This is a genomic window from Pseudomonas quercus (genome assembly GCF_012033695.1).
GTDB lineage: Bacteria > Pseudomonadota > Gammaproteobacteria > Pseudomonadales > Pseudomonadaceae > Aquipseudomonas > Aquipseudomonas quercus.
The window spans coordinates 1-20637 of the sequence record NZ_JAAVJI010000004.1; the positions used below are offsets into that span (position 1 = coordinate 1).

General features: G+C 57.8%; 18 protein-coding genes. 16 read left to right on the top strand and 2 right to left on the bottom strand.

Annotated features, from left to right (window positions below; genetic code table 11):
• The 16 genes from HBH25_RS08735 to HBH25_RS08810 form a co-directional block, all read left to right on the top strand.
• A partial coding sequence (locus HBH25_RS08735; RefSeq protein WP_281361133.1) for a flagellin occupies window positions 1–167 on the top strand: 167 nt, incomplete at its 5' end.
• 155 nt (window positions 168–322) lie between these two features.
• Entirely contained in the window at window positions 323–601 is a 279-nt protein-coding gene (locus tag HBH25_RS08740) for a flagellar protein FlaG (RefSeq protein ID WP_420708456.1), read from the top strand.
• 82 nt (window positions 602–683) lie between these two features.
• The gene (gene fliD, locus HBH25_RS08745) at window positions 684–2126 is read left to right on the top strand and encodes a flagellar filament capping protein FliD (RefSeq protein WP_168083521.1); all 1443 of its coding nucleotides are present in this window, start codon (window positions 684–686) and stop codon (window positions 2124–2126) included.
• A gap of 159 nt (window positions 2127–2285) precedes the next feature.
• Window positions 2286–2684: a flagellar export chaperone FliS gene (gene fliS, locus HBH25_RS08750; protein ID WP_168083522.1), complete on the top strand. Its 399-nt coding sequence runs from the start codon at window positions 2286–2288 to the stop codon at window positions 2682–2684.
• A gap of 16 nt (window positions 2685–2700) precedes the next feature.
• Window positions 2701–2994: a flagellar protein FliT gene (locus HBH25_RS08755; RefSeq protein ID WP_168083523.1), complete on the top strand. Its 294-nt coding sequence runs from the start codon at window positions 2701–2703 to the stop codon at window positions 2992–2994.
• Window positions 2995–3232: 238 nt separating this feature from the next.
• On the top strand, window positions 3233–4708 hold the full coding sequence (locus HBH25_RS08760) for a sigma-54 dependent transcriptional regulator (RefSeq protein WP_168083524.1): 1476 nt from the start codon (window positions 3233–3235) through the stop codon (window positions 4706–4708).
• 1005 nt (window positions 4709–5713) lie between these two features.
• Window positions 5714–6049, top strand: coding sequence for a flagellar hook-basal body complex protein FliE (gene fliE / locus HBH25_RS08765; RefSeq protein WP_168083525.1), 336 nt, complete (start codon window positions 5714–5716; stop codon window positions 6047–6049).
• Between the two features lie 14 nt (window positions 6050–6063).
• Complete coding sequence (gene fliF, locus HBH25_RS08770; protein WP_168083526.1) at window positions 6064–7884, top strand: flagellar basal-body MS-ring/collar protein FliF; 1821 nt, start codon at window positions 6064–6066, stop codon at window positions 7882–7884.
• Window positions 7877–8893, top strand: a complete 1017-nt coding sequence (gene fliG, locus HBH25_RS08775) for a flagellar motor switch protein FliG (protein WP_168083527.1) — start codon at window positions 7877–7879, stop codon at window positions 8891–8893. Before fliF ends, fliG begins: the two co-directional genes overlap by 8 nt.
• A 151-nt stretch (window positions 8894–9044) precedes the next feature.
• Window positions 9045–9806, top strand: coding sequence for a flagellar assembly protein FliH (gene fliH / locus HBH25_RS08780; RefSeq protein WP_168083528.1), 762 nt, complete (start codon window positions 9045–9047; stop codon window positions 9804–9806).
• The gene (fliI, locus tag HBH25_RS08785; protein ID WP_168083529.1) at window positions 9796–11154 is read left to right on the top strand and encodes a flagellar protein export ATPase FliI; all 1359 of its coding nucleotides are present in this window, start codon (window positions 9796–9798) and stop codon (window positions 11152–11154) included. Before fliH ends, fliI begins: the two co-directional genes overlap by 11 nt.
• Before the next feature lie 6 nt (window positions 11155–11160).
• On the top strand, window positions 11161–11610 hold the full coding sequence (fliJ, locus tag HBH25_RS08790; RefSeq protein WP_168083530.1) for a flagellar export protein FliJ: 450 nt from the start codon (window positions 11161–11163) through the stop codon (window positions 11608–11610).
• An 82-nt stretch (window positions 11611–11692) separates the two neighbouring features.
• Window positions 11693–11998 carry an STAS domain-containing protein gene (locus HBH25_RS08795; RefSeq protein WP_168083531.1) on the top strand — a complete coding sequence of 102 codons (306 nt, stop codon included), beginning with the start codon at window positions 11693–11695 and terminating at the stop codon, window positions 11996–11998.
• Window positions 11998–13707, top strand: a complete 1710-nt coding sequence (locus tag HBH25_RS08800; RefSeq protein ID WP_168083533.1) for an ATP-binding SpoIIE family protein phosphatase — start codon at window positions 11998–12000, stop codon at window positions 13705–13707. Before HBH25_RS08795 ends, HBH25_RS08800 begins: the two co-directional genes overlap by 1 nt.
• 24 nt (window positions 13708–13731) lie before the next feature.
• Window positions 13732–14076 (top strand): Hpt domain-containing protein, encoded by a 345-nt coding sequence (locus tag HBH25_RS08805; protein ID WP_168083535.1) that lies wholly within the window; start codon window positions 13732–13734, stop codon window positions 14074–14076.
• A 71-nt stretch (window positions 14077–14147) separates the two neighbouring features.
• Window positions 14148–15578, top strand: a complete 1431-nt coding sequence (locus HBH25_RS08810; RefSeq protein ID WP_168083536.1) for a flagellar hook-length control protein FliK — start codon at window positions 14148–14150, stop codon at window positions 15576–15578.
• A gap of 70 nt (window positions 15579–15648) precedes the next feature.
• On the opposite strand, the gene HBH25_RS08815 is transcribed toward HBH25_RS08810, so the two are convergent.
• Together HBH25_RS08815 and HBH25_RS08820 are read right to left on the bottom strand one after the other, a co-directional pair.
• On the bottom strand, window positions 15649–16980 hold the full coding sequence (locus HBH25_RS08815; protein WP_168083537.1) for a hypothetical protein: 1332 nt from the start codon (window positions 16978–16980) through the stop codon (window positions 15649–15651).
• A gap of 546 nt (window positions 16981–17526) precedes the next feature.
• On the bottom strand, window positions 17527–20517 hold the full coding sequence (locus HBH25_RS08820) for a dermonecrotic toxin domain-containing protein (protein ID WP_168083539.1): 2991 nt from the start codon (window positions 20515–20517) through the stop codon (window positions 17527–17529).
• Window positions 20518–20637 lie beyond the last annotated feature (120 nt).

The following is a 20637-nucleotide window of genomic DNA, read 5'->3' on the forward strand; positions in this document are numbered from 1 at the left end:
GCAACATCATCGAAAACGCCACGGCTTCTCGCTCTACCATCCAGGACGTGGACTTCGCCGCTGAAACCGCTGAGCTGACCAAGCAGCAAACCCTGCAACAGGCTTCCACCGCGATCCTGTCCCAGGCTAACCAGATCCCGTCGTCTGTACTGAAACTGCTTCAGTAATAACGGTTGATGGCCAATGACGAGGGGGTGCGCGATGCGTGCCCTTTCGTTGTTTTAACCCTGAGGTAATGGTTATGGACATGAGTGTCAGTGCAGTAAAACCGACGCTTGACATAGCAAAACCTGCGGCTGCGCCAACCCCTGGGGATACCACAATGACCGCCGCCGATAAAAAGGCAAGCGGCCATGTGGCGGCCACCGGCAAGGTTGAGCGTGATCAGGTCGAGCAGGCGGTGAAGGATATCCAAGCGTTTGTCGATTCCAATCAGCGCAACCTTGATTTCTCTATCGACGAGACCACGGGCGACGTTGTTGTGAAAATCGTGGCGACCACTAGCGGTGAAGTCATTCGCCAGCTGCCGTCCGAGGAAGCGCTGAAGATGGCGCAACGCTTGAAGGATCCCCACAGCCTGCTGTTCGACGAGCAGGCTTGATTCGGGCACGGAATTTGTAATGTTCCGGTGAAGAAAGGCAGGCCGCCGGAATGTCGGCGGCCTAGCCTACAGGAGAGCACGAATGACTACATCCAGCACGTCTGTCAGCTCCAGTGGCGGTATTACCGTCAGTGGTGTCGGCTCTGGTATCGATACCTCGGCGATTGTCAGCGCCTTGGTAAAAGCATCCACTAGCCCCAAGCAGACCCAGATCACCAAAGCCGAGTCCGCGACCAATACCACGCTGTCCGGTATCGGCAGCTTGAAAAGCGCCCTGGCAGCCTTCCAGACGGCCGCGGCTGCGCTGAACAACACCAACACCTTTATGGGCCTCACCTCGACGTCGTCGCTGGAAAGCGCGGTTAAGGTGACCTCTGACAACACGGCGTCCACCGGCAGCTATACGGTGGTGGTTAACAAGATTGCTACGGCATCTAAGGTAGCGAGCCAGCTGTTCACAAGCGGGGCAACGACTGCCATCAGTTCTGGCACCTTGGCAATTAGCCAAGGCGGCAAGAATTATTCAGTCGACGTGGGCTCCGGGGCGACGCTAAGCAGCGTGCGGGACTCAATCAACTCTTCCCTCTCGTCCAGCGGCATCAGCGCCAACATCGTGACAGATGCCAAAGGGTCGCGTTTGGTACTGACTTCGACCACCACGGGGGCAGGCTCGGATATTTCTACCAGTGGTATTCCAGAGCTGACCATCGATGGCACAGGCAAGCTCGATCCCACGAATACGAGCAGCGCAGGTTACATCACGGATCGGCCTGTGGATGCGAGCTACAGCATCGACGGCTTGGAGATGACCAGCAGCAGCAACCAGATCAATTCAGCTGTTAGCGGCCTTAGCCTGACACTCAAGGGCATTACAGGCAACGCAGGCGCCACGATCTCGGTAGCGTCCGACAGCGACACGTTGAAAAAATCCGTCCAGACCTTCGTGGACGCCTACAACACCATGATGACGGTGGTGAACAACCAGACCAAGGTGACCGCCACGGGTGCTACTTCCAGCACCAGTACGTCGGCGGCTACCACCAGCGGGCCGTTGACCGGTGACCCTATGGTGCGCAAGCTGGTGGCGGAGATCCATGGTGCCTTGACGAGCGTCAGTACCTCTAGCGGCTCCTTGAGTGTGCTTTCCCAGCTGGGCGTGGGTACCAACTCCACCACAGGGCTGCTGTCCCTGGATGACACCAAGTGGAACAAGGCAATGACCACCCAGTACGGGAACGTTGCCAACCTGTTTACGGGCAAAGATGGCCTGCTCACGCGCATGAGCGGGATTCTTGACGGCTATACCCAGACCGGCGGCGTGCTGGAAACCCGGCAGAAGTCCCTCAACGCCAAGTTGAGTGACCTGGATGACCAGCAGGCCACCCTGGATCGACGGACCGACTCGCTCACGGCTGTTCTAACAGCCAAGTACACGGCCATGGACACCTTGGTCGCGCAGCTCAATGCTACCAGTAGCAGTGTGCTCAAGACCTTGGAAGCCATGACCAAGTCCAACAGCGATTAACCCTGCTCATTTGTTTCTTTTGCCCGGTAACTGTTGCAGGTTGCCGGGCTTTTTCATTCTGGCGACCCACTAAAGTTCGCCGGCCTCATGTCGATAAACTGAGCATGGGGACTTGTTGGTCCCGCAAACTTTCGCCCTGACCCTTAGAGGCTTACCGCAATGCATCCGATGAAGGCGCTTCGCCAATACCAGAAAGTGAACTCCCATGCGCAAGCGTCCGAGGCCAGCCCACATCGCCTGGTGCAGATGCTGATGGAAGGCGTGCTGGACCGCCTGGCCCAGGCCAAAGGGGCCATGGCTCGCAATCAGGTGGCTGAGAAGGGTGTGATGCTGGGCAAAGCCATCGAGATCATCGGCGGCCTTCGTGAGGGGCTTGACCCTGAGAAGACCGACGACAAGAAAGGCATTGCCAAGCTGGACCAACTGTACGCGTACATGATGAAGCAACTGATTCAGGCTAACCGTAAGAACGATCCGAACATCGTCGACGAGGTTGCTCGCCTGATGATCACCGTCAAGGCTGGTTGGGATGCCATTGGCCATGTTGCTCAGGAATAATCGCGAGGACTCGACCATGAGTGCCCTTGAACGCATCGAGTATACCCGTGCGGCCCTTACCGAAGCACTGGCGGTAAAAGACTGGGCCGCCATCGGCACACTGGACCAGCAGATTCGTGCCTGCCTCGATGGGCTGCTGGACAGCGTAACCGTGGACCCCGCCATCTTGCGCCATAGCTTGGAGTCGCTGTTAAGGCTGTATCACCAACTGGTAGACGCCAGCCGTGGTGAGCGCCAAGCCGTAGTGGAAGAACTCAAGCAGGTTCGCCAAGGCCATACCGCCAGCAAGGTGTATCACCTCTTTACCTGAAGCCTGCTGCGTAAAGCCTGAGCAAGGCGCCTGCGTCGGCGCCTTTGAAAAAGTTCATACTGTGATGTGAAAACTTTTCCAATTTAGATGCGCCATAAATTTGACTGTGCCTGTGTTTTTGACTTTACTAGTGCCTGGTTATCAGGTTCCGGCGTCTCACGGATATCGCCCTGAGGTGGCAAGTCATTGTGACAGGCGCCGTAGCGGGCATTGGATTGACTAGGGAAGTTGCTATTGCATGTGGCGTGAAACGAAAATTCTGCTGATTGATGACGATAGCGCTCGCCGCCGCGACATGGCGGTGATCCTGAGCTTCCTCGGTGAAGATAACCTTCCCTGTGGCAGTGGGGACTGGCAACGAGTTGTCGAGGGCCTGGCAGCCAGCCGAGAAGTGCTGTGCGTGCTGGTTGGAACGCTCAATGCGCCCGCCAACCTGCCGGGGCTTCTTAAAACGATCGCTGGCTGGGATGAATTCCTGCCCGTGCTGCTGCTCGGTGACAGCTCTCATCTGGACCTGCCCGATGACCAGCGGCGTCGCGTGCTCTCCACATTGGAAATGCCGCCCAGCTACAGCAAGCTGCTCGACTCCCTGCACAGGGCCCAGGTGTACCGGGAAATGTACGACCAGGCCCGCGATCGCGGTCGGCAGCGCGAGCCTAACCTGTTCCGTAGCCTGGTCGGCACCAGCCGTGCCATTCAACATGTTCGCCAGATGATGCAGCAGGTGGCCGATACGGACGCCAGTGTGCTGATTCTTGGTGAGTCAGGTACCGGCAAGGAAGTGGTTGCGCGCAACCTGCACTATCACTCAAAGCGCCGCGATGCGCCTTTTGTGCCTGTCAATTGCGGCGCCATTCCTGCTGAGCTGCTGGAAAGCGAATTGTTCGGCCATGAAAAAGGCGCGTTTACAGGCGCTATTACCAGCCGGGCGGGCCGTTTTGAACTGGCTAACGGCGGCACGCTGTTCCTTGACGAAATCGGCGACATGCCCTTGCCTATGCAGGTGAAGCTGCTGCGGGTACTGCAGGAGCGCACCTTCGAGCGCGTGGGCAGCAACAAGACCCAGAGCATCGATGTTCGTATCATTGCCGCCACCCATAAAAACCTCGAAAGCATGATCGAAATCGGCAGCTTCCGGGAAGACCTGTACTACCGGCTCAATGTATTCCCCATCGAAATGGCACCGTTGCGTGAGCGAGTGGAAGACATTCCATTGCTGATGAACGAGTTGATCTCGCGCATGGAGCATGAAAAGCGCGGCTCTATCCGGTTCAACTCGGCCGCCATCATGTCGCTTTGCCGCCATGCGTGGCCGGGTAACGTACGGGAACTGGCCAACCTGGTAGAGCGCATGGCCATCATGCACCCCTACGGGGTAATAGGCGTGGCGGAGCTGCCAAAGAAATTCCGCTATGTGGACGACGAAGACGAGCAACTGGTGGACAGCCTGCGCAGCGACCTGGAAGAGCGCGTAGCGATCAATGGCCATGCGCCGGACTTCACCTCCAGTGCCTTGCTGCCGCCTGAAGGCCTGGACCTTAAGGACTATCTGGGCGGATTGGAGCAGGGGCTGATTCAGCAGGCGCTCGATGACGCCAATGGCATTGTGGCCCGTGCCGCCGAACGCCTGCGCATTCGCCGCACTACGCTGGTGGAAAAAATGCGCAAGTACGGCATGAGTCGCCGTGACGGGGACGAGGCGGGAGACGAGTAACCTGCTTCCGTTCGCGGCCTGGCAGCCGCTCCTACAAGGCACGTTCCGGCGTGCCACCTGTAGGCGCCCGCGCCAGCGGGCGAATGACCCTTAGTACGGTATGAGCTGCCGTGATGGGGATGAGGAGGGGGACAAGTAGCCGGCTCCTGTTCGCGGCCTGGTGGCCGCTCCTACAAGGCACGTTTCGGCGTGCCCCCTGTAGGCGCCTGCGCCAGCGGGCGAATGACCTTTAGTACGGTATGAGCCGCCATGACAAGGACGAGGCGGCGGGCGAGTAACCTGCTTCCGTTCGCGGCCTGGCAGCCGCTCCTACAAGGCACGTTTTGGCGTGCCACCTGTAGGCGCCTGCGCCAGCGGGCGAATGACCTTTAGTACGGTATGAGCCGCCATGACAAGGACGAGGCGGCGGGCGAGTAACCTGCTTCCGTTCGCGGCCTGGCAGCCGCGACCACAAAGCGCATTTCGGCGTGCCCCCTGTAGGAGCCTGCGCCAGCGGGCGAATGACCTTTAGTACGGTATGAGCCGCCATGACAAGGACGAGGCGGCGGGCGAGTAACCTGCTTCCGTTCGCGGCCCGGCAGCCGCGACCACAAGGCACGTTTCGGCGTGCCACCTGTAGGCGCCTGCGCCAGCGGGTGAATGACCCTTAGTACGGTATGAGCTGCCGTGATGGGGATGAGGCGGGGGACGAGTAACCTGCTTCCGTTCGCGGCCTAGTGGCCGCGACCACAAGGCACGTTTCGGCGTGCCACCTGTAGGAGCCCGCGCCAGCGGGCGAATGACCCCCACGCCCGCACGGCTTCCAAACAACTGCCGTTCAGCAGTTGCCCTCTATTGAGCGAACCTCTGGCTTGGGGGTTGTTCAAACAACACACACCTGCACACATTTATCAGGCTCATGTCGATCAAGTTGACGTGCGCCACGGCCGTTGGCATCGCTCTTGCTACCTCTACGATAACTGACGGTTTCAGCGTCAATTTTTTGCAGGTTCCGGAGAGCAGCCCATGAGCCAAGGTGTTGAATTCAATCGCTTGATGATGGACATGCGTTCCATGCAGATGGAGGCCATGGGTACGTCCAAGGCCGCCGCAGCACAGGCCGTGTCGGCAACCTCCGGCAGCAGCTTCGCTGACCTGCTGGGCAATGCCGTCGGTAAGGTGAACGATACCCAGCAAGCCGCCAGCCAATTGGCCAATGCCTTCGAAATCGGCAAAAGCGGTGTGGACCTGACGGATGTAATGATTTCTTCCCAGAAAGCGAGCGTGTCTTTCCAGGCCATGACCCAGGTGCGCAACAAACTGGTTCAGGCCTACCAAGACATCATGCAAATGCCGGTTTGAGGGCAGATTAGGTCATGGCGGAAGCAACGACAGATAATGTACCAGCGAAGGCCGGTGTGGCAGTGGGCGGCAAGGCCGTGCCTGGCATGGCCTTCCTGGAAAATATCTCCAAGATGCCCGTGCTGCGGCAGGTCGGCCTGCTGGTGGGGCTGGCAGCAAGCGTGGCCATTGGCTTCGCTGTAGTGCTGTGGTCGCAGCAGCCAGACTACCGCCCATTGCTGACCAGTTTGTCGGGAATGGACGCTAAACAGGTCACCGATACGTTGGCGGCAGCAGACATTCCTTACACCGTCGAACCGAATTCAGGTGCCTTGTTGGTCAAGGCCGATGACATTGGCCGTGCCCGCCTCAAGCTGGCCTCAGCAGGTGTTGTGCAGGGCGATGGCAACACGGGCTATGAAATTCTGGACAAAGACCATGGGCTTGGCACCAGCCAATTCATGGAAGCAGCTCGCTATCGCCAAGGCTTGGAAGGTGAACTGGCGCGGACCATTTCTGCCCTCAATGGGGTGAAAGGTGCACGCGTTCACTTGGCCATCCCGAAAAGCTCCGTATTCGTTCGTGACGAACGCAAGCCAACGGCGTCGGTACTGGTAGAAATGTATGGCGGCCGCACCCTTGACCCAGGTCAGGTGATGGCGATCGTCAACCTGGTGGCCACGAGCGTGCCTGAAATGGACCGCAATGGCGTGACGGTTGTGGACCAGAAGGGCACGCTGTTGTCCGACCTGGGCGAGAACTCCGAGCTGAGCATGGCCGGCAAGCAGTTCGACTACACGCGCCGTATGGAAAGCATGCTGACCCAACGCGTGCAGAGCATCTTGCAGCCAGTGATCGGCAACGACCGGTTCAAGGCTGAAGTGTCGGCTATGGTGGACTTCAGTGCTGTGGAGTCTACCTCCGAACAGTTCAACCCTGACCAGCCCGCGCTGCGCAGTGAGCAGTCTGTTACCGAGCAGCGTTCAAGCGGCAGCAGCAATGGCGGCGTACCGGGCGCCTTGAGCAATCAGCCACCGAGCCCAGCCAGTGCACCGCAGACTACCCGTGGTGGTGCAGCGGCGGGCGCGCCTCAGGCTATCCAGCCAGGCCAACCGTTGCTGGACGCCAACGGCCAACAGATCATGGACCCGGCCACTGGGCAGCCCATGCTGGCCCCTTACCCGGCGGATAAGCGTCAGCAGTCTACGCGTAACTTTGAGCTAGACCGTTCCATCAGCCATACCCGCCAGCAACAAGGGCGTTTGACCCGCTTGTCGGTAGCTGTCGTAGTGGATGACCAGGCGAAACTCAACGCGGCCAATGGCGAAATCACCCACACGCCGTGGACGGCTGACGAGTTGTCGCGCTTGCAACGGTTGGTTCAGGACGCAGTAGGCTTCGATGCCAGCCGGGGTGACAGCGTAACGGTCATCAACGCACCGTTCAGCCCTGACCGTGGCGAAGTGATTGCGGAGCCCTCGTTCTACCAGCAACCCTGGTTCTGGGACGTGGTCAAGCAGGGCTTGGGTGTTGTCTTCATTTTGCTGCTGGTGTTTGGCGTGCTGCGCCCGGTGCTCAACAACATTACAGGCGGCAGCAAATCCAAACAGTTGGCAGTAGAGGGTGACGGCGGGCTAGGTGGCGGCGGTGGTATCGCCGGCAGCGGCAGCAGCTTTACAGGTATGAGCGGGGAGCTGGCCGATGATCGGGTCAGCCTGGGTGGGCCAAGCAGCATCATGCTGCCGAGCCCAACCGAAGGGTATGACGCCCAGTTGAATGCAATCAAAAGTCTTGTGGCCGAAGACCCGGGCCGTGTCGCGCAGGTCGTGAAAGAGTGGATCAACGCAGATGAGTAGCCAACTGACTGCACCTAAGCTGAGCAAGGTCGACAAGGCCGCCATCCTGCTTCTGTCGCTGGGTGAAAACGATGCCGCGCAGGTGTTGCGCCATATGGGCCCTAAAGAGGTCCAGCGTGTGGGCGTCGCCATGGCGCAGATGCGCAACGTACACCGCGAGCAGGTCGAAGAGGTGATGACCGAGTTTGTATCGGCTGTGGGAGACCAGACCAGCCTGGGCGTAGGCTCGGATGGCTATATTCGCAAGATGCTCACGTCCGCACTTGGCGAAGACAAGGCCAATGGCCTGATCGACCGTATTCTGCTTGGCGGCAACACCAGTGGCCTGGACAGCCTCAAGTGGATGGAGCCTCGTGCTGTTGCCGACGTGATCCGCTATGAGCACCCGCAGATCCAGGCAATCGTAGTGGCCTATCTGGACCCGGACCAAGCCGGCGAAGTGCTCGGGCACTTCGACCACAAGGTTCGGTTGGACATCGTGTTAAGGGTGTCATCCCTTAACACGGTGCAACCTGCTGCCTTGAAAGAGCTCAATACCATTCTGGAAAAGCAGTTCGCAGGCAACTCCACCACTGCCCGTACTACGCTGGGTGGTATCAAGCGTGCGGCCGACATCATGAACTTCCTCGACAGCTCGGTGGAAGGGCAGCTCATGGATTCGATTCGCGAGATCGACACGGAGCTGTCGGTGCAGATCGAAGACCTGATGTTTGTGTTCAACAACCTCAAGGATGTGGACGACCGTGGCATCCAGGCCCTGTTGCGCGAAGTGTCTTCCGAAGTGCTCGTGGTCGCCCTCAAAGGCGCAGACGACGGCATCAAAGAAAAGATTTTCAAGAACATGTCCAAACGTGCTTCCGAACTGCTGCGTGACGACCTGGATTCCAAAGGGCCAGTGCGCGTTAGCGATGTAGAAACGGCGCAGAAAGAAATCCTCACCATTGCACGTCGAATGGCCGAGGCAGGGGAAATCGTATTGGGCGGGAAAGGCGGCGAGGAAATGATCTGACCTGTAGGGGTGCGCCGTCGACCGTGCCATGCCGGTCGACCCGCCTCTGATAGGTGTAAACATCCGCTTGCGTTCATGGATCGCACCGCGCACATGCTACTGTGCGCTAACGCGGATTAACACGCTGCGATCATTTTGCCGGGAAATGTAAATGAGCCAATCGAACAAAGAACCTGCCAGCGAGCTTATCCGTGCCAGGGACCTGATTGGTGTGGATGTGTGGCGGCTCCCCAGTTTCGACCCGCACGTGCCGGAACCTGAGCCAGAGCCCGAAAGCCTCGTTGAAAGTGAGGAAGTACCTCTTGAAGAGGTTCAGCCCCTGACGCTTGAAGAAGTCGAAGCGATCCGCCAGGAGGCCTACAACGAAGGTTTCTCGGCGGGTGAACGGGACGGCTTTCACGCCACCCAACTCAAGGTGCGGCAGGAGGCAGAGGTTGCACTTGCCGCACGCCTGGCAACGCTTGAAACCTTGATGCAAAGCCTGATGGCGCCCATTGCCGAGCAGGACACCCAGATCGAGCGTTCGCTGGTAGAGCTGGTGAGCCATATTGCACGAGAGGTGATCCAGCGAGAGCTGAAACTCGAGTCTACGCAAATCGAGCGCGTGATTCAGGAGGCCTTGAAGCTGCTGCCGATGGGCGCTAACAACATCCGCATCTTTGTAAACCCCCAGGACTTCGAGCAGATCAAGGCCCTGCGGGAGCGCCATGAAGAGCACTGGAAAATCCTGGAAGACCCTGCCCTGATGCCTGGCGGTTGCCGTGTGGAAAGTGAGCACAGCCGCATTGACGGTACGGTGGAAACCCGTATTACCCAAGCCCTGGCCTTGCTGTTCGACCAGTTGCACGAACAAGGCATGCACCCAGCCGAGGCTGACTTGCATTTGACGCTGGAGACCAGCGATGCAACTTGATCGCACAAGCTTCGCCCGCCGTTTAAGCACCTATGCCCCTGCGGTGGATTTGCCGCGCCAGGCGGTAGTGGAGGGGCGTTTGATCCGTATGGTGGGCCTTACCCTGGAAGCAGAGGGGCTGCGCGCCGCCATGGGTACGCGCTGCATGGTCATCAATGACGACAGCTACCATGCGTCTCAGGTGGAAGCAGAAGTGATGGGGTTTTCAGGCAGCAAGGTGTTTCTGATGCCTGTAGGCAGTGCAGCGGGTATCGCCCCAGGTGCACGGGTGGTGCCGCTCGCGGATACCGGCCGGCTACCCATGGGTATGAGCATGCTGGGCCGCATCCTTGACGGGGCCGGGCGGGCCCTGGACGGCAAGGGGCGTATGCGGGCTGAAGATTGGGTGCCGCTGGATGGCCCTACCATCAACCCCCTTAACCGTGACCCCATCAGCCAGCCACTGGACGTGGGCATTCGCTCTATCAACGGCTTGTTGACGGTAGGGCGTGGTCAGCGGCTAGGCCTGTTCGCCGGTACCGGGGTGGGCAAGAGCGTACTGCTAGGCATGATGACCCGCTTCACTGAAGCGGAAATCATCGTGGTGGGCCTGATTGGCGAGCGCGGGCGGGAAGTAAAGGAATTCATCGAGCATATCCTGGGGCCCGAGGGCCTGAAGCGTTCGGTCGTAGTGGCTGCCCCTGCCGACGAAGCGCCGCTGATGCGCCTGCGCGCGGCCATGTACTGCACGCGCATTGCTGAATACTTCAGGGACAAGGGCAAGAATGTTCTGCTGCTCATGGACTCGCTCACGCGCTATGCTCAGGCCCAGCGTGAAATTGCCTTGGCCATCGGCGAGCCGCCTGCCACAAAGGGTTATCCACCTTCGGTGTTTGCTAAATTACCCAAGTTGGTAGAGCGGGCTGGCAACGCCGAAGCGGGTGGTGGTTCTATCACGGCGTTTTATACCGTGCTGTCCGAAGGCGACGATCAGCAAGACCCTATCGCGGACTCTGCCAGGGGGGTGCTAGACGGCCATATTGTGCTGTCCCGGCGCCTTGCCGAAGAAGGTCATTACCCGGCTATCGATATCGAAGCGTCTATCAGCCGGGTCATGCCGTCAGTGGTTACACCGCAGCACATGATACAGGCACAGCAATTCAAGCAGCTCTGGTCTCGCTATCAGCAGAGCCGAGACCTGATCAGCGTAGGCGCCTATGTGCCCGGCGGTGATCGGGAGACGGACCTGGCCATCAACCTGCACCCTCAACTGGTGCACTACTTGCGCCAGGGGCTGCATGACAACGAGAGCCTAAAGGCCAGCAGTGAGCGCCTGGCTACCGTTTTCCGCCCCATGGCGCCAGGTTGATAAGCCATGGCTAACAGTCGCGCAGCCCGCCTGGCGCCCGTGGTGGAGATGGCCGAGAAAGCCGAGCGCACCGCTGTACAACGGCTTGGCCACTTCCAAGGTCAAGTGCGCCTGGCTGAGGCCAAACTGCAGGAACTCGAACAGTTTCGCCTCAGCTATCAGCAGCAATGGATCACCAACGGCACCCAAGGGGTGTCTGGCCAGTGGTTGATGAACTACCAACGCTTTCTCAATCAATTGGAAACTGCCGTAGCGCAGCAGCGCAAGAGCTTGGCGTGGCACCAGAATAACCTCAACAACGCGCGTGATGCCTGGCAAAAGGCGTACGCACGGGTGGAGGGGCTACGCAAGTTGGTAATGCGTTACATGACTGAAGCAAGAACCCTTGAAGACAAACGTGAACAGCGTTTGCTCGATGAACTTTCCCAGCGGTTGCCGCGGTCTGATGCGTATTGAGGCGCCTCTTGCCGGACGCAACAGGCTTGGTTGGCGCTTGATATCCCTTTTGACCTTTTCGCATTAAAAGAAGGACCGACTTATGTCAGCTGTTACTGCATTACCGTCCGAGGATGGACGGAAGTTGACCATCCATATTGATGGCCGATTCGATTTTGCCTGCCATCAGGCTTTCCGCGATGCCTATGAAAAGCAGCCACGCCCAGCTGATGGGTTTGTTATTGATTTAGGTAAAACGACCTACCTGGACAGCTCGGCCTTGGGGATGCTGTTGCTGTTGCGTGACTATGCGGGGGGCGACAACGCCAAGATCCGGCTGCATAACGCCAGCTCCGATGTGCGCAAGATATTGGCCATCTCCAACTTCACACAACTGTTTGATATCTGATGCTTGGCCACAGCCACAGCCCGTCGATTTCGGTATTGATTGCCGATGACAACATGACCGACCGCATGCTGCTGTCCAGTATCGTTCGGCGGCAAGGCCACCACGTGCTTCAGGCGGGCAATGGCGAGGAAGCCGTCAAGGTATTCGAGCAGATGCGGCCGCACATTGTGCTGCTGGATGTGATGATGCCGGTGATGGATGGTTTTGAAGCAGCGCGCCGTATCAAAACCCTTGCAGGCGAAGCGCTAGTGCCTGTGATCTTCCTTACGTCCATGTCGGAGGACGAGGCCTTGGTGCGCTGCCTGGAGGCGGGGGGCGACGATTTTCTACCCAAACCCTATAACCAGATCATCCTGGCGGCAAAGATCCACGCCATGGAGCGCATGCGGCGCTTGCAGGCTACGGTGCTCAAGCAGCGTGATGAGTTAGCGCGCCACCATGGGCATCTGCTCAATGAGCAACGAGTTGCCAAAGCGGTGTTCGACCAGGTAGCGCATTCAGGCTGCCTGGGCGCTCACAACATTCGTTACCTGCAGTCACCCTATGCCCTCTTCAACGGTGATTTGTTGCTAGCCACATCTGCGCCTGGGGGCGACCTGCATATTTTGTTGGGCGATTTCACAGGCCACGGGCTGCCGGCAGCGGTAGGCGCCATGCCACTGGCCGATGTGTTCTACGGGATGACGGCCAAAGGCTATGGGTTGGCCGAAACCCTGCGTGAAATGAACGCCAAGCTGAAACGCATTCTGCCGCCCGACATGTTCTGTTGCGCGGCGCTGATCAGCGTCAGTGTGAACCGGCGGGTGGTGGAAGTGTGGAATGGGGGCATGCCGGACGGTTACCTGCTGCGTCAGAATGGTGAGCGCCTCCCTCTACCTTCGCGGGCGCTGCCGCTGGGCATTCTTTCGCCAGAGCGCTTTGAACCCACCACGCAGTTTTATTCCATAGAAGAAGGCGACCGTATCTTTTTGCTGTCCGACGGCGTGATCGAAACCACCAACCATGACGAGACCTTGTTTGGGGTAGAGCGCCTGGAAGCCGTACTGGACCGCAACCAGGACCGTGATCGGCTGTTCGAGGACATTCGGGAAGCGCTGCAAGGGTTCCATGGCGAAAGCCGTGACGATGTCAGCATGGTGCAGGTCAAGGTGGTGGACACCGCCAGCCTGCCGCCAGTTGCACTGGCACTGGACCGGGGCCAGCCTACGCCCACGGACTGGTCAGTAAACTTCGAGTTTCGTGCACAAACCCTTAAGCGCTACAACCCGTTGCCCTTTCTATTGCAGCTGCTACAGGAAGTGCAGGGGCTCAAGGCACAGAGCGGAGACCTGTACACCGTATTGACCGAACTCTACTCCAACGCCCTCGAGCATGGTGTGCTGGCGTTAGACTCCAGCCTCAAACGCGATGCCGCAGGGTTTGCTCAATATTATCAATGGCGTGAAGAGCGCCTGCGGCAGCTTGAAGAGGGCTACGTGAAAGTGGGCCTTACCGTGCAGCCAGAGGAGCGTAGCGGGGGGCGATTGGTGATTACGGTTGAGGACAGTGGCGCGGGGTTCGATGTCGCCAGCACCCTGGCGCGGGTCAACGAAGGGGTGGCTTACTCTGGCCGTGGCATGAAGCTGGTCAAGGCGCTTAGCCACGGTGTGAGCTGGTCCGACGACGGGCGTAGCGCACGCGTGGAATTTGCCTGGGGCGCTGATGCATAATCGGTCGCGTTCAAGGAGGAGGACGTGACCCTGAGTCATCTGGATCTGGCTGTATTGGCTGCATTGCGCGACATCATGGGGGAGGATTACCCGATGCTGGTAACCACCTACCTTGAAGACTCCCAAGCGCGCCTCACGCGCTTGCTTGAAGCGCAAGACCCCAAAGCGCTGCGCGACAGCGCCCACAGTTTCAAAGGCAGCAGCAGCAACATGGGCGCCACGGCCCTGGCCCGGCTGTGCTGCGACCTGGAACAGCTGCCGCTCGCCGCTCCGCAAGCAGAGGTCAGTGCCTTGCGTGAGCAGATTCACAGCGAATTCATGCAAGTTCGTGCCGCCTTTCTTGCCGTTCTGGCAACCGAGGCGCATTGAGCCACAAGCTGGCCCGCCTTTTGCTTTAAGCCATGTATACCGTCCACCTACCCACGCGCGGGGTCGTCGTCATGGCTATCGCTTCAAACCCACTGCTGCAAACCGGGCCATCCGCTGCTCCGTCCAGCACCGGCAAAACCACCGCATTGAATGCGCTTTCCAACGTCGCTGATAGCACAAAGGACGGGGGTTTCAGCTTTGCGGAGGCTTATGCTCAGGCACACAAGTCTGTACCTGTAGCGTCGAAGGCCAGTATCAGCAGCACCGCGCGCGTAAGCCAGCACCTGGCAGCGAACGACAAAAAGCCAACGGCCGCTGTTTCGCACAAAGACGATAAACCGGCGGTTGCGGCTGACAATAAATCGTCGCCTGTCAATAAACCAGACCGCTCAGATAAAGCAGGCAAAGCGGCCCAGGCTGATAAACAGGCCAAAGCAGATGCAGACGACCAGGCTGTGGATGCTGTAGACGATGACCAGGACGAGCCTGTCAAAGCCACAGACGACATAAAGGCTGAGGTGACAGTGGCCGACAGCACCGGCGTGCCGCTTCCTGTCTTGGACCCCACTGCCGCACCGCCTGCACCCGTACCGCCCGTTGCAGACCCGGCTCAAGTGCCTCCGCTGGCCATAGATCCCGCACAACTGCAGAGTGCCGCGGTACCCGTTACACCGCCCACGGATACGTTTAACCCCCATGCCGACGCGCTGGCCGACCTGCCCATGGTGAGAATGGCGCTGGAACAGAATGCCAAGGCTCAAGGCACTACGTCGGTACATGCCCAAACAGACGCACCGGCGGCCTCGGTGCCCAACGACCCAGCCCCCGCCGATGCGTTTGCCCAGACCATGAGCGGGTTGCTTGACCAGAAAACAGCGGACGGTGCCAAGGTGTCGGAAGACAGCGACGGGTTAGGCGCCATAGGCGAGGTGAAGGGCGCTGGCGGGGACGGTAGCGGCACCCGTGTAACCGACCTCAATGGCCGGCTGGATTCACTTACCCAAGCGGTAACAGGGAAAACGGCTTCGGCCGTCGCAACGCCACCGGCCACGCCGCTGAACATGCATCAGAGCGGCTGGAGCGAAGGCGTGGTGAACCGCGTGATGTACTTGTCCAGCCAAAACCTGAAATCCGCTGATATACAACTTCATCCCCTGGAACTGGGCCGCTTGGACATCCGCATTGACGTCACGGCGGACCAGACCACTCAAGTCACGTTCCATAGTGCCCATCTGGGCGTGCGCGATGCTTTGGAAAGCCAGCAGGGCCGCCTGCGAGACATGCTGACCCAACAGGGCCTTACCCAGGTGGACGTAAACGTGTCCGACCAGTCGCGGCAGCAACAGCAACATCAACAGGCGCAAGCACACGCTAGCCAGGGTACGGGTAGCCGTGCTGGTCAGGTAGACGGTGGGGTTGAAGGTGGCGAGGTGTCGGCCTTGGCTGAAGCTGCTGCCACCCAACACGTGGTGGGCAGCAGCTTGGTGGATTATTACGCTTGAGCTTAGGTCACGAGGTTATACCGGCTTGGCCGGTTGTAGCCTCGTGACATGTGAGCATGGCGCTGAACGTCTACTTCAATCCGCTAGAAGCGAATAATTTTAGTGGGTTATTGGGGTTGTTTGTGGGGTTATAAAATGCTTGTGTGCGTGCTTCCGTTTTTCTGGTTGAGTGTGCTGCCGGGGGTGTCCGGGATTCTTCAGATGAAGTAGGCCTGGTGTCTTCTTTAAATGCTAGGGAGTTGTTTAAAAAACGTGGGTTCCGCGCTTCTCCAAGGTAAGATGCTGAACTTGTCGGAACCCCATTTTTCTGACTGGAAGCCAAAAAATACGGGCGTGTTTCATGAGTTTCAAAATCTGGTTCCAGGGCAGGAAATTTCACATAATTGCTTTCATCCACTAGTTGGCCGGTATCTGATGTTTCACTCGGCCTACGAATCTGTCCTGGCTGAATATTTTTGTTGTCTGTGTACTGGAATATATTGCCCGCGTTATTGGCAGGTCTCTTTTGACCGTCAGCAGCTGCCAAATAGCCTTTTGCTTTTATGAAAATTACCTTCGATGGTAGATGCTGAGTTGAGATTTTCTGTGAAACACTTGAATTTCCAAGTGTTTCTGGTGAATTTGAAGGTTTTAATCCATTGCTATGATCAGAGGTCAAGCTATTTCGTGGTGAGTGATTCGAAGCATTCCCTGAAGTTCCTTCTTTGGCATTTGAGCTCTCACCCAGCCCCAGTGTTTCCATAACGTGTTGAGGTACTTTCAGCTTATCGAATGCTGTATCGGGCTTAGAAAAATAAGATGCTATGCTATCCCACCTCGTCTGCATGCGGGTTGCTATACGTTCGAGTGATGTAGATTTATACTGTCGCGTTTTATAGGCTGAGTCTTTTAAAGTTTTATATCCTGATTGTTCCGTAGCAGATGTGTTTTCGTTTTCAGAACTGTTTTCTCGAAGCTCCGGAATTTCTATAGCTAGCGTTGGTGGGGCTTTTTCGTATTTTAATAGCCATACGTTTCCCACGTAGCGAGTTTGGTCTTCTTGAGTATTTAAGAAGTAATTACCTTTATGCGCCTCTTTAAAAGTTATGGAAGGTTTTCCCCAACGGTCCAATTCCGAAGAATTAGGGTTTGTTGCGGGTGGCGTTATCTCAAGTTGTGCTCGCCCTTTCTTGTTCAGGCCCAAAGCTTTTAACTGAACTCTAGCGGCAGAAGGAATTAATTTATTATTTGCGTCGAATCTATACGCATCTTTTAATGGCATGTCTACTAGCATGCTTTTTGGGGTTCTCGTGGAGTTGTCGACAGATATAATTGCTATAAGTTTACGAGCTTCTTTGGGCTGAGGGGAATTTATTATGGTGCTTACGGTAAATCCAGGAGTGATGGTCGATATCTCAAGCATGATAGAGCTCCTAGTGGGAAAAATATTATGCTACATTGGTATATGTATTTTAACTCGTATAAATCGCTCAATCCTGATCTGCCTGCCCCAATTATAGATGGACTCCGATTAGTCATTCTGCATGATGACCGTAAGTTTGAGCGCTTCGAGCAAACATTAAAATCCTTGACCTTATAACTCCTTGTTTTCTTGAAAAGTACTGCATCATACTCGAAATTCTAGTTTGACAACTTTCAGTCAATGGCTTGTTAATTCACATGTCACCTCTGGCAGATTCTCGGCGAATAAAATTAGCGAAAGATCAACAGGCAGCAGGAACCTTTCTCTGAATCCTGAGAATTTTCAGGGTGCAGCGATGCTTTCTATTTCCTCAGCAAATTCCGCATCTTCAACCTTGCGAGGCTTAGGTGGCCACAATCATAAGGAATGAAGTGCGCACGTTTTCACTGTATCTAAACTGGTTGCAGCTGGTTGGGTGAACTCGGCATGCTAGCTGTGCTAACCCCTCTCAAAGGCCCAGGGCAGCCGTGCTGCCCTGGGCCGCACTTACCGCGTATGCAACCAACTGGCCGTGGACCCGATCTTTATACGCCACGCCAGTGGGCAATAGTACGGCGTGCTCCGACGCATTTCGCGGTGCAGGCTAAACCTGTAGCGAGGCGGGATATAGAGTTCGGTAGTGATACGGGCAATGGCGCGGAACTGGCGCACATCCGGCAGCCGGGCGGTCATTACGTCGTTGAACACGCCGGGCCCTGTGACGTGATTGATACGCCGGGCATAGGCTAGCACCGCCTCTTTGCTGTCCGAGCCCTGATAGGGTCGTTGAAAATACAAGTCCTGATTGGCCAGAAAGCGGGTGTAGCTTTCTTCGGAAATAGCGTCGAGCAGCGGGTTCTGCGCCAGGCTGGCAAAGTTGCTGTTATTGAACCCGCACAGCAGGCCCAGCCGGGGCTCGCTGACCAAGTCATTGAGCATCAGGCGACCCGGGGCGATTGTCCAATCCTGATCGGAAAAACCGTCATTGCTTAATGTGCTGTCATAAATCATGTCGTCCACATCCATGTACACGCCGCCATAGTGGTTCAGCAAGCGGTAGCGCAACACATCTGTGGCACTGGCGTAGTTGATGCCTGAACCTTCTGTGGCCGCCAGGAACTGCTCGTAATACGGGCTTTGCTGGAAAGCCGGCCAGAAATCGGTGGCGTCCAGTGATTGCACCTTGAAGTTTGAGGGCGCACTGGCCAAGTCTGCCAGGGTCAGGCTGTGATCGACGGGGTCGTTTATATGCACATACAGCCGATATTCGAAGGGCTGTCGGCCCCGCCCAGCGCGGATAGCACTCTGAATCAGGTTGTCTGCCAGGCGGCGCGGCAAGCGCCCGCCCAGCCACACACTGTGCACCACGCGGGGAATCGGCAGCTTCCCCTCCGTGGGTATAGGCGGAATTTCCCAGGGGTAGGTGGCCGGAATGCCAAGCTCGGCCGTAGCCGCTTCAATGTCACGTGCCTGGGGCTCCGCCGCGGCGGCCGGGTCGAACAGGTCAAATTTGCGGGTGCCGGCATTGTAGCGGAAGGCTGTGCCCCCCAAGGTCCGCCAGCTGTCGCTGAAGGGATCGAAACGCACTACGCGCAGGCTGTCTTCAACTTCTATCAGGCAACTCGTCAACACGCCAGCGCTCATGGGTTGCTGTTGTACGCCACGCAAAACCCGTGAGGTGGGTAGATCAGGCGCTTGGGAGGAAATAGGTGAAAGCAAGCGCAGGCGCGCAGGTGTCAAACCGTCCATAGCCACATGGCATTCATGTTCGAGCCACGCCCCCTCGGCTAGCGTCTGAAGCTCTTCTGAAGCAATGGGCCTGTCCAGTTGCCCAAGGGATGCCAGTGTATTGGCGCGGTTGAGCCGAAGGTTGGCACGCAGCGACGCAACCCGCAGGCCTTGTGCCTGTATTCGGAACAGATGAAAAGGCCCATCGATATTGGCCTGGGCATAGGCAAGCGCGCCCTCAGCGCTGCCGAACACCTGCCGGGCAGGCCTGCTAACCATGGCGGGCAAGCGCTCGAACCGCCGTGTAGGCGTTAGCCCGCAGTTCAATATCTTTGTAGGCGCTTGCCCCCGCTGGGCTTCTTCCACTGCGAACACCCCCTCCCAGTCAAGCTGTTCGACCATGCCGATGCTATTGAGTGGTGTGGCTGAGACTGGCGACGCCGGTAGGGAAGGGGGAGTGGGCAGCGCCTCTGCTGCTTTTTCTTCCTGGATCTCCCACGGCCAATCTGTGACCTCGCCACTGGCCAGGAAAGGCAAGGTGAACAGGGCTGTCAGCCCTTCACTGACCGCTGCGCCAATGGCAGCATCCCGCTCAGCGGCTGAGCGGGCATGGACAGCCTTATCGATATCCAGGCCCATGGCCACGGTAGCACTGATCACGGTGCCTAAGGCTATGGGCCATCCGACTGGGGCGAGGTTGGCACCCAAGCGTGCCAACGTAGATAAAAAGGCAATGGCCAGGTCCTTGCGCAACCTGTCGTTGGTGGTGAGGGCCACGTCGGCATGCTGGTGCATCTCCAGCGCGGCCTGTTCCCCCAGCCACGCGAACGGGTCGAGGTGGGCAGGCAATACATCGCCACGCAACCAGCCTGGTGACAGTCGACCTGCGCCTAGTGCAAGCACAGCGTCTTTGGCGCGTGGGTCACTTGGGTCGAAGTGGCTCAGCAGGCGCGATTGTCCTTCCACAGTACTGGCTTGGTAGGCCATCCACTGCTCCAGCGCCCCCGCCGTATCGAATGCATAGAGGCACCGGCCATCGTTAGGCAGGTACAGGAAATGTTGGCCGTTTGGGGTTTGCACCCAAAGTACATCACGTGCTTTGGCATCCAATATCCCAAGCCTGTGTAGGTGAATGCCTGGCGCGGGGTGGCGTTGCTGGCCAAGAGTAGACAAGGTGTATTCACTGCCCAGCCCATTAGCGAAGGCATTGAGCAGGGTGGCTTGCTCGCCCTCGCCAATCAGCCCCAGGCGCCTTGCATTTCCAATGGCAACCAATGCGCTGGCACGCCCCAGAATCACGAAATCGTGCAACCGAGTGGCCCAGAAATGGCTCAGCTGGCGCTGGTACTGGTCAGCAAAGTTGGCGTGCCAGAAATCCTGGCTGACACGGCTGGGCAGTAGCCATACCTCGTGGCCGTGATCGTAGCGATCTTCCTGCGGGCCCACACTGTAGAACCCACTCATTACGTTCAAGTCATCGAGGCTGTCCTGGTCGCTGGCGGCAAACCGGCGCAGTATCAGCTGTGGCAAGGTAAGGCTTTCAACAGGAGGGCCGTTGTGGGCCCAGCCGGAGAAGCTGAGGTGGCTGGACTGGGCATTGTCAAACCGGTGCCAGTACACCTTGTGAACATCCAGGGCAGGGAGCTGATGAAGGCGCAGCAAGCGGCCAGCTTCGGTTTCTGCCGCACGGCTGAGGTCAGGGTAATCGATGAACCACCGGTGGCTCAGGTCCAGCAGTTCGTTCATATCGGGGGTCTGCAAGGCGGGCATGGCAAGCACTCTGGCGAAACGGGCCTGCACCTTGCACGCGCCGTGCACAGGCAAGGCGGTGTATATCGCTTGAGTATGTAAGCGGACATGGCATAACACTTGCTGAATCAACGGCCAGAG

What these genes read in the sequence shown, in the direction of transcription:
- fliE (WP_168083525.1), top strand. Translation starts at nt 5,714, where the DNA reads ATGAGCCAAGGTGTTGAATTCAATCGCTTGATGATGGACATGCGTTCC.
- HBH25_RS08795 (WP_168083531.1), top strand. Translation starts at nt 11,693, where the DNA reads ATGTCAGCTGTTACTGCATTACCGTCCGAGGATGGACGGAAGTTGACC.
- HBH25_RS08815 (WP_168083537.1), bottom strand. Translation starts at nt 16,980, where the DNA reads ATGCTTGAGATATCGACCATCACTCCTGGATTTACCGTAAGCACCATA.
- fliD (WP_168083521.1), top strand. Translation starts at nt 684, where the DNA reads ATGACTACATCCAGCACGTCTGTCAGCTCCAGTGGCGGTATTACCGTC.
- HBH25_RS08760 (WP_168083524.1), top strand. Translation starts at nt 3,233, where the DNA reads ATGTGGCGTGAAACGAAAATTCTGCTGATTGATGACGATAGCGCTCGC.
- fliI (WP_168083529.1), top strand. Translation starts at nt 9,796, where the DNA reads ATGCAACTTGATCGCACAAGCTTCGCCCGCCGTTTAAGCACCTATGCC.
- fliF (WP_168083526.1), top strand. Translation starts at nt 6,064, where the DNA reads ATGGCGGAAGCAACGACAGATAATGTACCAGCGAAGGCCGGTGTGGCA.
- HBH25_RS08810 (WP_168083536.1), top strand. Translation starts at nt 14,148, where the DNA reads ATGGCTATCGCTTCAAACCCACTGCTGCAAACCGGGCCATCCGCTGCT.
- HBH25_RS08800 (WP_168083533.1), top strand. Translation starts at nt 11,998, where the DNA reads ATGCTTGGCCACAGCCACAGCCCGTCGATTTCGGTATTGATTGCCGAT.
- HBH25_RS08820 (WP_168083539.1), bottom strand. Translation starts at nt 20,517, where the DNA reads ATGCCCGCCTTGCAGACCCCCGATATGAACGAACTGCTGGACCTGAGC.
- fliG (WP_168083527.1), top strand. Translation starts at nt 7,877, where the DNA reads ATGAGTAGCCAACTGACTGCACCTAAGCTGAGCAAGGTCGACAAGGCC.
- fliJ (WP_168083530.1), top strand. Translation starts at nt 11,161, where the DNA reads ATGGCTAACAGTCGCGCAGCCCGCCTGGCGCCCGTGGTGGAGATGGCC.
- HBH25_RS08740 (WP_420708456.1), top strand. Translation starts at nt 323, where the DNA reads ATGACCGCCGCCGATAAAAAGGCAAGCGGCCATGTGGCGGCCACCGGC.
- HBH25_RS08755 (WP_168083523.1), top strand. Translation starts at nt 2,701, where the DNA reads ATGAGTGCCCTTGAACGCATCGAGTATACCCGTGCGGCCCTTACCGAA.
- fliH (WP_168083528.1), top strand. Translation starts at nt 9,045, where the DNA reads ATGAGCCAATCGAACAAAGAACCTGCCAGCGAGCTTATCCGTGCCAGG.
- fliS (WP_168083522.1), top strand. Translation starts at nt 2,286, where the DNA reads ATGCATCCGATGAAGGCGCTTCGCCAATACCAGAAAGTGAACTCCCAT.